The organism is Leptospira haakeii, from assembly GCF_002812045.1.
Classification (GTDB): Bacteria; Spirochaetota; Leptospiria; order Leptospirales; family Leptospiraceae; genus Leptospira_B; species Leptospira_B haakeii.
In genome coordinates this window covers 84,344-97,867 of the sequence record NZ_NPEG01000009.1, presented here as the reverse complement: position 1 = coordinate 97,867, position 13,524 = coordinate 84,344, and the positions used below count along the sequence as shown (strand labels likewise).

Below are 13,524 nucleotides of genomic sequence, written 5' to 3'. Positions count from 1 at the left end.
ACTTATAGTTTGCTACCCTTTTTTCTCCATTCTAGAGGAGTCATTCCGGTGATTTTCAAAAACTGCGCATTAAATGTGGATTTGGTATTGAATCCAACATCGTATGCAATGGAGAGAACAGTTCGTTCCAGGTCCTCTAGTAGAAGAATTTTGGCCTCTTCTACCCTAAATGAATTCAGGAATTCATTGAAATTTTTGCCGTAAGTTTCGTTTAGAATGCGGGAAAGTTGGTGAGGGGATACCAAGAGTTTTTCTGCGAAGTCTTGGATTTTCAGACTTTCTTCTTTATATATTTTATCTGTCTCTACCAACTCTTTGATACGAGTATGAAGTTGGTCCAGATCCAATCCATTCAGTTGGGTCCTCTCGTATCTTTTCTGTTGGATCTCCGACTTCAAAGAAATGAAAAAATTCGGATACCTAGAGGAGAATAAAAATACAAGAACGATCCCCAAAGTTTGGAAACTAGAACCCGCGGCTAGCAAAAACTGATTTTTTAAAAAATATCCGAACCAACAAAGCTGAATGGTTGTGAATACCACAAACAGGATTGTGTAAACTAGGGAAGAAAGTGGGATCTCAGTTTCTTTAGATGCCTTTCTAAACAACATCCAGAGAAAAATAGAATAAACAGTCTGGTGGATCGAACCGAAGATCGTAACTCCTGTAAGAATATCCACCTTAGAACCGAACATTGCATTTCGAATATACTCTCTGATCTCTTCCGCAGGTAGAATAATATAAGCTACTAATTCTCCGAGTAAGAGTAGAACGGCCGGGATAAAATGTTTTCCGATCTGTATCTCTCTATCCAAAGCAAATTGGACCATATTCTTAGAGACCAAAAGTAATGTTGGACCTACAGCCCAAACTGCAGGGAAGAATGCAGGCCAGAACCAGATATGATCCGCGGCCCATGGCAGCAGACCTAAGCCCAATCGACTCTCTACCAAGGCAAGAATAATGGCCAGGTAGAAGATCCCACCCGGCATGACATTCTCCCTTTTTTTAGCGAGCTCCATCGCCGCGAGAAGTAGGCAAAGTGCGGTTCCAAATTGGATCCAAAAATGAAGAAAAAAACCGGGCAGATGCTCCAAAACAAAATTCCTTCGAAACTTCGGGAGAGTAAATCGAAGGCGAAAGTTTTGTCCAGCCTAAAGGGAAAATTGCAGGCAGCGCCGAAGGAAGGTTTGACTCTTCTACCCTTCCCCTGTTTCCTATCGGTATGAGCGATTTCGTAGAGTTGAAATTCGGAGACCAGGTCCACCGCCTTCCAGTAATCACCGGAACTGACGGGAATAAAGGAATCGATATTAGAGATTTGCACACTAAGACGGGGCTTACCTCTTACGATCCCGGTTTTTTTAATACCGCATATGCCCAGAGTAAAATTTCCAGGAGGGACGCTCTCACTGGAGATTTACAGTATAGAGGTTATGACGTCGCAGAATTAGTGCATTATTCCACTTTCGTAGAGACTAGCTACCTGCTGATTTACGGAGATCTTCCCAACGAAAAACAGCTGAAAGAATTCTCCATGAAACTTTCCAAACATAGTTTGATCCACGAAGACATGATCAATCTATTCGATGGTTTCCCAGGAAGAGCTCACCCACTCGCAGTTCTTTCCGTAATGGTTTCTTCCTTATCCAGTTATTACCAAGACGAATACGAAGAATATCTGGATCGTGGAATTGACCAAGCAGCTAGACTTCTAGCGAAAATCAGAACGATCGCCGCATTCTCTTATAAAAAAATGATCGGCCAACCTTTCGTTTATCCAGTGGATCGCCATCCATACTGTACAAATTTTTTATATATGCTTTTCTCTATTCCGTCGGTTAAATACCAACCTTCCGAAGAGCATGATAGGATCTTAAACCAACTTTGGATCTTATACGCGGATCATGAGCAGAATGTTTCGAATACTACTGTTCAGTTGATCGGTTCTACCCAGGCAAATATATTCGCTTCCGTTTCTTCTGCGATTAATGCTCTTTGGGGTTCCAGAGAAGGTGGAAGACAGGTTGCAGCAGTCGAGTTAATCGAAGATATTATCAAATCCAAACTTCCCGTTCCTGAATTTTTCGAAAGGTTGAAGAAAGGGGAATTCCAACTTCACTCCACATGTTTCGGTCACGACGCATATAAGGTGAAGAGCAAACGTTCTACAATCGCTCAAAAATTATTCATAGATTTTTATAAGCAGAAGAAATTGGATCCAATTGCAGAAGTTGCTTTGCAAGTGGATGATTTCGTTAGCAAAGATCCTTTCTACCTGGAAAAAAATCTTTATCCGAATCTAGAGTTCTATAGTGCGATCCTATTCCATAGTTTAGGGATTCCTAAAGAACTTTTCACTGCAATGCAGGCGATTGGTAAACTTCCTGGTTGGTTGGCTCACTGGAGAGAACAAAGGATCGGTGTGAACGCATCTCATAAGGTCCGCCCTCGCCAGATCTTTACAGGCGAGACTCACAGAAAATACAGACAGATCCTGGAAAGATAAGAGTCACAGGGATTAACGGCACTCAAAGAGCGCAGAGTTTTCTTAGTGGACTCTGTGCTTCCGAGGGCAAAAAAAAACCGTCTCCTTTCGGAGCCGGTCTGAATAGGTTTCAATTCTGTAAGTTCGTTTGATCTAAGATCTAATTAATTAGACCGATTTTTATCCGATAATGCCTTCAAGAAAGATACTATCGAATCCACCTCTTCGCTGGAAAGCTCTTTTCCAAGCTGCAAATATGCCATTTTTTTCACCGCTTCCGGCAGGGTTGCTACCTTTCCATCATGGAAATAAGGAGCGGTTAAGGCTATATTTCTAAGAGACGGAACTTTGAAGAAATACTTTTCAGCATCGTTCTTACTCACGGCAGATCTTCCAACATCGGTTGTGTTTTCGTAAGGATTTACCTGACCCAATTTGCGGAAGCTGTTTCCACCCAATAGTGGCCCGTTATGGCATTGGATACATCCAGCACTTAGAAAGGTTTCCAGTCCTTTCTGTTCTTCAGAAGTTAAAGCTCTGTGATTTCCAGCTTGGAACTCGTCGAAACGGTCTCTGGTGATCAGAGTTCTCTCAAAAGCAGCAATTGCTTCTGCCAAATTGTCATAGGTAATCTTTTTGTCCTGATCCGGGAAAGCCTTTGCAAATAGGTCCACGTATTCAGCGATTTCAGAAAGTTTTTTCTCAACCGCAGCTTCGGATGGCATCGCCATTTCCACTGGATTTAAGATCGGACCTTTTGCCTGAGCCTTTAAGTCAGCCGCTCTTCCGTCCCAGAATTGGACAAAATGGAATCCTGCATTCAGAGATGTAGGAGAATTCCGATCTCCATTTTTCCCAAGAGCCCCCGGGGAAGTAGGTAGATTATCTACTCCAGCAGTCTTTCCTAAAGTTCCGTGGCAGGAACTGCAGGATTGTGAATCGTTGATAGAAAGACGTTTTTCGAAATAGAGTTTTTCGCCTAAAGCAATCTTAGCAGGAGTATCCTTTTCGGATCCTGGCATTTTTTCCGGAAGAATTCCAAAGGAAATCTTCGCGTCTTGCATAAGCTGTTTTGTTTTCTCGGATGGACCGCATGCCGAGACCAGGGCCAAAATTAGACCCAAGTACAGTATTTTTGTATTCTTCATTTTTCATCACCACAGATTAGAATCATTCTAATCTTGTGTAGAATCCGTGGAGTAGAATTTGAGACAACTCTTTTTCAGAAGAATCCGATTTCTCTTCCGAAAAATTCGGTTAAGAGTGCAGTCTGAGCTCGAATTCGAATTTTCCAGGCTCGCTTAGAAGGAAAAATCTTGCTCCTAACTTTTCGGCCCTCACTTTCAGGTCTGCCTCAAGAAGAGTGGAAGGTTCTTCTTTCGTTTCCACAACTCCCATTGCCTGTAACCTGAGTAATATTGAGTCTCCCTCTTTCCCCCAGAAAATTTTAGACTCACCTGACCTTCTTGCCCCTATCTTTACCGCGTCGGAGAAGATCCTTTGGACCTGAAGGCATTCGTCTATTCTCAAAAATTGTGAAACAGTTTGGATCTCTGAATGGGAGAATAACGGGTTTTTCAGGACGAACTTTCTCATTTCATCTTCTACTAATTCTTCTTTTCCACCCTGATGATGCATCAGATCTAAAATATCCCTGACCCCGGATAAAGTTTGATTCAGTTCGTTTTTAAGTTTAGAAAGTGATTTATCGGAACTTTCTTTGGATTCCAATTGATCGATAAGGGAATGAAATCCTTTATCCATGGATTGATCCACTAAGGTTGCATACTTCGCCTTTTCCTCAGCGTTTAGTCTAAGTTGTTCATTATACTTGGATTGTAATTCTGCAAAGGTTTCAGCCTTCTCCAGATCTTTAGTAAATCTTAACGATATAATATAAGAATTGAATGCTATAAATCCTACAAGCGCGGCCGGGAAACTATAAGGTATCAAAAAGTATACTTCATATAATCCCCAGATCACATCATTCAACATAGAAACCGCAAGTATCATTCCAGAAAGAAATACGGTTCTGGCTCTATCCTCTTTTTGCCACCAAGCATATCCTAATGCTGCCAATAAAACGATCGTGTAAAACGGAGGAACATGCATGAAGAAGGAATACAAATAGATAAGCTCTTCTTCTCCCAATACAAAAACAGAAAGGACGAAAATGAACATAGTGCTCATTAAGATCGCCATCCATTTAGCTCCGAATTGTTTCGGATACATTGTTTTCAGGATCATATAAACAGAAGGGACTAAACATGCTTCACAGAAGTATTCCATCCTGATACGCATATCTAAAGTCAATTCTGGAGTAAGAATATATTGAAGTCCCGAAGTTACAAAAGAATAGAAGGCTACTAAAAAACAAAATAAAGAGAAAAATAATGGCACTAAATCTTTTCGATAAGATGCAAAGAAGATCAGATGATACAAACCTACCGAAAAAATGATCGCAACTAAAAGTGTTTCCCATATCACTTCGCGGATCACTTTCAATTTTAAAGAGTCCATATCTCCGATCAGGAATGGATTTCGTATCCCACCTTTTAGAAAATTTCCTCTGTAATTCGAAACATTTACGATCAGTTCCGTATCTATGGAATCCAAAAGATAGATCTGAGAATTCGGGTGTACTAAGAACTCCGTATCGGCTCGACTAGTCCCATTGATCCCGTTAGCAAAGATCATTCTTTTTCCGAAATATACCGAATATACTCCAGGGATCCTAGGCACATAGATAGCTAGATTCTTTTGTTCCGGAGTTTTATGAATATTTAATTTATAAGAACCATGTCCTTGTAATGTAAATTCCGGAGAATAATCCCTCCAAATTCCAGGCACAGGGAAGTACTGCCCACTCGACACATAACCTGTATTAGGCGAATATAAATTTCCCCAACTGAATTCCCAGTCTCCTTTTAGGGGGTAAATTTCTCCCCAAGGACTGGCGGTGCTCATATTTATACTTCCTTTATAAATTAAAGGAGTTTTTTCGGAAGTTTTTGTAGAACAAGAGAGTAAAAGGAAGAAGGCACAGAGAAGGAATGCTAAGTTTCTTTTCTTTAGAAATCTATCCGAAAGTATGCCCACATGTATATTCAAAAAGTTCGAAACTAGGAAATCAAATGAAAAACTTCGCCTAAGCCGCACTAGACTATTTCCAAGTTCTCATCTATAAAATTTAGAAGAATCAAAAACATATACTTAAGGGATGGAAAATTATTTCCTACTCTTTCTAGACCTTTCTATTTTAAATGCGATCCCTTGTGCATTGATCTGTGAATCGAATCCTATAAATCTTTCTTCTTTTTCTCCAAAAGGAAGATGCCGGGCATGTATTTGATCTTCCAAATAAGAACGAACTCTAACTTCACAAAAGGCAACCAAAGTTTCTCCTTCTAAGCCTGTCTTTTCCGCAGAGATCAGAATATTTTTCATAACAGTAAGACCTTCTTTCATTTGAGAAGCTCCGCCACGTATATCTTCCCAGACTCCGAAATGTGTGAGATAAGCCTTATCTGCACCTGTACTAAGTATCTTATCTACTGAAAATATCGCTTCCTCAGGATCAAAATCGGTAGGTGTTGTAGAAGGAAATAATAACGAGTCCTGTCCTTTTCTAAATAATGTATATCCGATCCCGAAAGTATCTCCGGTAAATATTCCGTTTGTTAAAGAATCATAAATACAGAAATGATGATTCGCGTGTCCTCTTGTATGCAAAAATTTGAATGTTCTTTTTTGCCAGGATAATTCTTCTCCGTCGCTCATAGTGCGAACACGATCGCTCGGCACGGGAAGGATTTCACCATATAATTTAAAATAGTTTTCTTCTCCATATACTTGGATAGAACTTTTGATCAAACGAGTAGGATCTATTACATGAGGTGCAGCTTTTGGATGAGCGAGTACAGTTGCATTCGAACAAAGTGAGATAAGTTTTCCTGTTCCACCCGCATGGTCCAAGTGAACATGAGTGATTATAATATAATCGACAGACTCAGGGCCAAGCCCTTCTTCCTTCAATGCTTCTAATAGAAGAGGGACCGCATAATTTGTATTATTTTCTACGAATGTTGCCCTTTCCCCATCCACGATCAGATAGGCGCAGGCAAGCCCTGCTTCTACATATCCGCAATCTATGGTTCGAATCTTGTCCAAAAGTTTCTCCACAAATATTATGCAGTAGTTAGACGAGTGTTCTCCGATTAAACCACCGGATTGGCAACCTCTTTGGTCTCAATTTTCGGATCTCCTAATTTACGATCCAAATACTCGTCCGGAATAGACTGCAAAGCTTCTAAAAGTAATCTAGGATTAGGGTTGGAATACATTTTTTCTGTGAGAATCCTACGATAAGAGCGAGCTCCTCTGATTTCATGAAATGCTCCAAGTAAATGTTTTAAAATCCGACTCGGCTTTTCGCCATTTGCAGTTTGAACGGAAACATATTCCTGAGTGGACTCAAAAATATCTCTACGACTTAAGCTTAGAGGTTCTGCTCCGAAAAATTCCGAATCCACTTCAGAGAATAAGAAAGGATTTTCATAAGCTGCCCTTCCTATCATCACTCCATCTACTTTGTCCAGATGGGAATGGATATCCGAAATGGTTTTAACTCCCCCGTTCAATTCTATCAACAGATCCGGAAAACTTTTTTTGATAGAATACACGTCCTCATAACGTAATGGAGGAACAGTCCTATTCTGAGCCGGACTTAAACCTTCTAATATTGCAATTCTTGCATGTATTGTAATCCTTCTAGCACCGGCTTGGCTTACGGTTCTCACAAACTCATACAAATCTTCTAATGTTTCTTTTCCGCGAACACCAATACGACATTTTACTGTGACTGGTATAGAAGTTTTGGAATCCATTTCAGAGATACAATCGGCAACCTTATTCGGGTCCTTCATTAAACAGGCTCCGAAATTTCCCTCTTGTACCTTATCACTTGGGCAACCCACATTCAGATTGATCTCTGAGTATCCGTAATCTTCTCCAATCTTAGCACATTCAGCAAGGTGAGAAGGATTGTCCCCGCCTAACTGCAAAGAAACTGGAGATTCTTCCTGGGAAAAACGTAAGAATCTATGTTTGTCTCCCCTTAGGATTGCGCCGGTCGTCACCATTTCTGTGTAGAATAGAGAATGTTTAGTGATCAGTCTTAAGAAAAAACGAAAATGCCTGTCCGTCCAGTCCATCATAGGGGCTACGGAAACGGGGTATAAGATAGGCTGTTTTTTTTCGAAAGACATATACTTCGACTAATACGATCCTCGGTTTTCGGTGTGAGCAGTCAAGCCCCATGAAATGGACTTGGTTTGATTTCTTACCGTTTCAATTTGGTTCTGGGCGATGGATTCAAAGAGACTAAATCCGGATTTTTTCTTAAAATTACTCTCCTGCTGTCTAATTCTAATTTTCTCTTCCTGTAAGAGTATGAGTGGGATTTTAGATTCGATCATTATCAATGCGGGTGCGGAATATACCGCCTTAGATTTTTTCACCCATCCATCCAATGTCCAGGGAATACCTATCAGCAAATTCAGTGCTCCAGGTTCAGACACGGATACAAGTGTGGTCAGTAGGGATTCCACAACAACTCGTGCATTTTACTCTATTGGATCTGTTCCAAGTAGGATCCCAGGCACAAGAGACCTCAAAGGTTTTTTTTCTTTCTTAAGCGGACTCGCATGGTCATTCAACCTAACTTCTCCAAGAACATATAGAGGAAATCTGATCAATTATCCGGACGATGGGAGACGTTATCTTGCATTCGACGAATATGTTTCCAATCAACTGTTTCCTCTTCCTCCTCAGTTGGGTAGAAATATGGAATACACTTACGAAGACTATCAGATGTATTTCACGCTTTATTTAGGTTATTATGAAGGGAAGAATGTGAATTTTGGCGTTGGGCCGATATACGGTCTCGCCGTTTACAGAATGGACATTATAGAAAGAGAACAAAGGATTTCCAGCGTTAAGAACCAACTACAGGAACTAAAGGGACTTCGTTTATTATTAGAATATAATATAGGCCAATACTTTCCGGATACCATCCTTTATAACGCATATTTATTTTTAGAAGTTACAAGTTTTGGAGACTTAGACGGAAAAGGTTTAAATATTAGAAATCAAGTCGCAACTGCAAACGGCCTACCTGCACCTTCTCTATACATGAACATGACTACTTACAGGATGGGGGTCAGAAAAGAGATACAACTCTCCAAGGAGCCTCATAAAAAAGAAGAAGGACCTGCATACCCACCTTTGCAAAACCTACCATCCGCCGGCCTTCCTCCTAAAGAAGATACCAAATCAGATTCGGAAAATCCAGGATGATCGACTGGAAAGAAAACGGCACGCCCGTTTCCAGAGAATTTAACGATATTTATTTTTCTCCGGAAAACGGATTGGAAGAAACCAAACATGTTTTCTTGAACGGAAACAAATTAGAAGAAAGATTATCCTCTTCAGAAACCGCTCATACCTTTTCTATATTAGAATTAGGATTTGGGACCGGCTTAAACTTTTTAGCAGCCTGGCAGCTTTGGAGAAATTGCAAAAATAAGTCGAACCGACGGGTCCTCCGATTTACATCCTTTGAAAAATATCCATTAGAAGGAGATGATATACGAAAGGCAATCTCCGCATTTCCGGAACTTTCGGAACTGCTGGAATTATTTTTAGAAAAATATAAACTACTCATCCCAGGATGTAATTCTTTCTTATTCGAAAAAGAAAACCTGGTTTTGGATCTATGGATAGGAGATGCAATTCAACATCTTCCGGAAACGTCCGGAAAATTCGATGCGTTCTTCTTAGATGGATTTGCCCCTTCTAAAAACCCAGACCTTTGGGGAGAAAATATTTCTATTCAACTCAAAAGACTTTCTAATAAGAATGCAAGCTTTGCCACATTCACCGTAGCAAGATCGGTCAAAGATTGTTTGAGCAGTGCAGGTTTCACTCTTTCAAAAATTCCAGGTTATGGAAGAAAAAGAGAAATGCTTGTTGGAGTTTACGGATCCGAACCGGAACTCGACTTAAATCCGATCCCATTTTTAAGAAGAATGGAATCCGATCAAACTCCCAAAAAAGTAACCGTATTAGGAGCTGGACTCGCGGGAGCAAGTATAGCAAGAGCATTAGCATGGAGAGGGATTCAGGTAGAAGTTTGGGATGACCATAACGCGTTACGCGCCTCTTCCGTTCCAATGGCGGTTTCTCACCCTCATATTACCAAAGGAGAAACTCCGACCAGTTTATGGACTTTACGTTGTCTCGGAAATTCTATCCGTCGTTATTCCGATCTTTTACCTAACAACTCTTACCAAATCTCCGGTACATTACAACTCTCAGGAGAAGATCTTCCTTGGGTTAGATTGGAAGAAGGTGTAAAGGCACATTCTTTATCCAAAGAATTAGCAGAATTAAAGATCGAACTGGGAAAGAACTATCCAGAAAACTCTAAGGGTATATTTTATCCTTCCGGCTTTTGGACAGACACCCCGGTATTGATAGAAAAACTTTTAGATCATCCGAATATTATCCTCAAACAAGGAAAAATAGGATCGATCTCTTTGGAAAAAGAAGAATGGACATTATTCTCAGAGAACAAAGAAACCTTAAATAAAACGGAGGTTTTGATCTTAGCGAATTCCTTCGGGATAAAAAGTTTATTACAAGGGTTGTGGAAAGAGTCCCCCTTCTCCCTTAGATCCGTTAGAGGGCAGTTAGAAATATTAGAAGATTCGAATATAGAATCCGAAAAAGATCCAATCCATGTGGGAGAAAAATATCTCACCCCATCTAAAAATGGGATTAGGGTAAACGGTTCCACATTTGATGAGTTCGACTTAGATCCGAATGCAAAATTAAAGGACAGAGAAGAAATTTTAGAATATTCTCAAAATACGTTCCTGGGTGTTGACTGGGAACATATCAAAGTCCGTTCCGATTTTGTCGGAATACGATCCCAAACCCCGGATAGATTCCCGATCATTGGCCCTGTCCATTCTCCAGAACCTTTTCGAAAAATATACTCCGGTATGGGTCTCACAAAAAATCGAAAGAAAGAATTCCCTTTTTTAGAACCGCAGAAAAACCTGTTTGTGTTCGGTGGTTTGGGATCTAGGGGAGTTTTAACTTCCCTATTGGGAGGGGAAATTTTGGCGGAGATTCTTTTAAACGAACCTTTATCTATCGAAAATAGCTTGTACTCTTCCCTGCATCCTTCAAGATTTCTATACCGTAAGATCCGAAATCAAGAATAAGGAATAAGTTTCAACTTGTCTGCAAACACTGGAACAGTCTCCTCTTCGATAGAGGATTGGAAAAAGATCCTACATACCCATTTCGGGTTTTCTCAATTCAGGCAAGGCCAATGGGAAGCCGTCCACGCGTTATTGGGGAGAAAGGATGTGTTAGCAATCCTTCCTACAGGCGGCGGAAAATCTCTCATCTATCAATTGCCTTCTTTTGCAGAAACAAGTTCTCTTACGATTGTAATTTCTCCATTGATCGCCCTTATGAAGGATCAAGTGGATGGCTTAAAAGCGAGAGGGATCCAAGCGGCTTATTGTAACTCTACTCAGGATGATCTGGAACAAGTAAGAGTGTTATCCTCTGCAGCAACCGGAAAGATTAGAATATTATACATTTCTCCTGAACGAGCAGTTTCCCGTTCTTTCTTAAATTTACTTCCAAAACTTCCAGTAAGTTTAATGGCGGTGGACGAGGCACATTGTGTTTCCCAATGGGGTCACGATTTCCGTCCTGAATACAGAAAACTCCATACATTACGTTCTTATTTACAAGAAGGAACTCCTTGGGTGGCTCTTACGGCCACTGCAACTGATAAAGTTAAAAAAGATATCTCGGATAGTTTAGGATTAAAACTTCCCTTGCATGTGCAGGGGACATACGCCAGAGAAAATCTAAAATTCTCGGTAGTATATCCGGACTCGGAACGAGAAAAAGAAAATCTACTTTTAGAAATATTAGAAAAGGGTAATTTTCAAAAATCAGTTTCCGGAAAAGTGATAATCTATTGTTCCACACGCGCAAAAGTGGACGAAATTTACGAACTTCTTCGCAAATCAGGATACAAAGTAGGAAAATACCACGCAGGAAGAACGGATTCCAGCAGGGAAAAGGCACAAGAGGGATATTCATCAGGAAAAACGAATATACTCGTAGCTACAAACGCATTCGGAATGGGATTAGATAGCCCGAATGTACGATTGGTCCTTCACTATCAGGTACCTTCTTCTTTGGAAAGTTATTACCAAGAAGCGGGGAGAGCGGGGAGAGACGGTAAAAATTCAGATTGTGTATTGTTTTTCTTACCCGGTGATTTGAGCGTCCAAAGTTTTCTTTTATCCAAGGAAGCAAACTATAAGGGAGGAGAAACACTACTCTCTCATGTAAAATCCTATGTAAGTTCTCCTGATTGTAGACAAAAGATCTTATGTAATTATTTCGGAGAAAAAATTTCCGATTGTGGATCCTGTGACACTTGTGCGGATTCTACTTCTTCTCAATCGGCAAGACTTGCATATACGGAAAGAGAAAGATTAAAAGCGGAGAAGAAGAAGGAAAAAGAATCTCATATCTTCGATCCAGACGAAATCAAATCCATAGAAGGGTTGATTTCAGAATATCCAGCAAAATTCGGAAAAAAGATCATCGCAGGCACATTAAGAGGTGCAAAATCGAAGGACATACTTCGCAGAAGATTAGATAAATCACAATATTATTCTTCTTTAAAACATATCCCTGAAGAATCCATTCTAAAACTCCTGGAAGATTGGCAAAAAGCCAAGAAACTTTCCGTCAAAGGAGATAAATATCCTAAAATTTATCTAACTGCATTCGGAAAACCTAAACCGTCCTTCGACGATCCTGATAAACCTCGCAAAAAAATACCGCTTAGCGGAGACAAACTTATCCTAAACGAACTCAAAAATTTCCGAGACAGGATTGCAAGACGTAATAAATGGAAAAAGTTTATGGTGCTCCAAAATCCTGTACTTGTCAGGATTGTTTCCCAAAAACCGGAAAGCCTGGAAGATCTAATGGCGATCAAAGGTATGGGAGAAGCTAAAGTTAGACAATATGGGAAAGAAATTTTAGCCATTTTGGAGAAGTTTTGATCTTTTCCACTTTCTGAGCCTTGAAAATCGCCTTGCATACATCTTAAAGATTTCCTAATATGACCAGCCAATCCATTTATTGATTTTATACATTAGGAAAACAATATGTTTCTAATCCGCCTTATCTTTCCCTATTTCAAAGTTTCCAAAACCCAGGCCTTAAACGAAGTAAATGTTTGGCTACAAAGTAAAGAAACAAAAGATTCCCTTCCTGCCACGAATTATATTCCTTTTATGGATAATTTAGCCTTCCAACAATATAAGGATAGGATTTCCAAAAAGATGGGAGTTCCAGAATCTGAATTGGAACTGTATAGATCTACGGAAAGAACCAAACTTTTATATAGACCGTTTTTTATAATCTTCTTCATCGGAATGTTGTATTTAGGGATCAATCTGTTCTTAGAAATCCAACCTTATTTGGGTAAATCAAGATTGGAAAAACCGTTTATCGAAAATATTCTACCTTCCGGTAAAAAGGAATTGGTGGAGATGGATGGATCCTTTTGTAGATATATGATCAATAACGCATCCGAGATAGCTGAAGATTACTTTTATATAGGCTGGTATCTATTCAGCATCGGTTCTATATGTACATTTTTGGGCTCCATTATGGATTCTAAACATCACGGGATCTTAAAGATAGCACTTCCATTCGTGGGATTGTTTATCTTAAGTATAGCCTGGAAAATATTCGATAATTCTAAACTAGCAGGACTCGCGGCAGGGAGATCTATGCTACATTACAACGAAGAAAAAGATGCAGACAAAAAATGTAGGCAAGAATGGGCAAATTTAAGACAAGGAATCGCGAACTTAGTACCATCCGGAATTGATTCAGGAGATACCTCTAAATAAGCTATT

The 13,524-nt window shown here is 39.9% G+C and carries 10 protein-coding genes; 5 read left to right on the top strand and 5 right to left on the bottom strand.

Annotated elements, in window-relative coordinates:
• Positions 1-2: 2 nt before the first annotated feature.
• Positions 3-1,097 carry an AraC family transcriptional regulator gene (locus tag CH377_RS14040; protein WP_100724388.1) on the bottom strand — a complete coding sequence of 365 codons (1,095 nt, stop codon included), beginning with the start codon at positions 1,095-1,097 and terminating at the stop codon, positions 3-5.
• A 128-nt stretch (positions 1,098-1,225) separates the two neighbouring features.
• Here CH377_RS14040 and CH377_RS14035 point away from each other — a divergent pair, with 128 nt between their 5' ends.
• The gene (locus CH377_RS14035) at positions 1,226-2,509 is read left to right on the top strand and encodes a citrate/2-methylcitrate synthase (protein WP_100724387.1); all 1,284 of its coding nucleotides are present in this window, start codon (positions 1,226-1,228) and stop codon (positions 2,507-2,509) included.
• A gap of 143 nt (positions 2,510-2,652) precedes the next feature.
• On the opposite strand, the gene CH377_RS14030 is transcribed toward CH377_RS14035, so the two are convergent.
• The 4 genes from CH377_RS14030 to dusA all read right to left on the bottom strand — a co-directional run bounded on the left by CH377_RS14030 (position 2,653) and on the right by dusA (position 7,755).
• Entirely contained in the window at positions 2,653-3,636 is a 984-nt protein-coding gene (locus CH377_RS14030) for a cytochrome-c peroxidase (protein WP_100724386.1), read from the bottom strand.
• A gap of 109 nt (positions 3,637-3,745) precedes the next feature.
• Positions 3,746-5,455: a 7TM-DISM domain-containing protein gene (locus CH377_RS14025; RefSeq protein ID WP_100724440.1), complete on the bottom strand. Its 1,710-nt coding sequence runs from the start codon at positions 5,453-5,455 to the stop codon at positions 3,746-3,748.
• A gap of 261 nt (positions 5,456-5,716) precedes the next feature.
• Entirely contained in the window at positions 5,717-6,658 is a 942-nt protein-coding gene (locus CH377_RS14020) for an MBL fold metallo-hydrolase (protein WP_100724439.1), read from the bottom strand.
• Between the two features lie 47 nt (positions 6,659-6,705).
• Positions 6,706-7,755, bottom strand: a complete 1,050-nt coding sequence (gene dusA / locus CH377_RS14015; protein ID WP_100724385.1) for a tRNA dihydrouridine(20/20a) synthase DusA — start codon at positions 7,753-7,755, stop codon at positions 6,706-6,708.
• A gap of 184 nt (positions 7,756-7,939) precedes the next feature.
• Here dusA and CH377_RS14005 point away from each other — a divergent pair, with 184 nt between their 5' ends.
• The 4 genes from CH377_RS14005 (at position 7,940) to CH377_RS13990 (ending at position 13,518) form a co-directional block, all read left to right on the top strand.
• On the top strand, positions 7,940-8,845 hold the full coding sequence (locus CH377_RS14005) for an LIC10647 family lipoprotein (RefSeq protein ID WP_100724383.1): 906 nt from the start codon (positions 7,940-7,942) through the stop codon (positions 8,843-8,845).
• Positions 8,842-10,779, top strand: coding sequence for an FAD-dependent 5-carboxymethylaminomethyl-2-thiouridine(34) oxidoreductase MnmC1 (gene mnmC1, locus CH377_RS14000; RefSeq protein ID WP_100724382.1), 1,938 nt, complete (start codon positions 8,842-8,844; stop codon positions 10,777-10,779). Before CH377_RS14005 ends, mnmC1 begins: the two co-directional genes overlap by 4 nt.
• 15 nt (positions 10,780-10,794) lie before the next feature.
• Entirely contained in the window at positions 10,795-12,660 is a 1,866-nt protein-coding gene (locus tag CH377_RS13995) for a RecQ family ATP-dependent DNA helicase (RefSeq protein WP_100724381.1), read from the top strand.
• Positions 12,661-12,765: 105 nt separating this feature from the next.
• Positions 12,766-13,518 carry a hypothetical protein gene (locus CH377_RS13990; RefSeq protein ID WP_100724380.1) on the top strand — a complete coding sequence of 251 codons (753 nt, stop codon included), beginning with the start codon at positions 12,766-12,768 and terminating at the stop codon, positions 13,516-13,518.
• Positions 13,519-13,524: the final 6 nt, after the last annotated feature.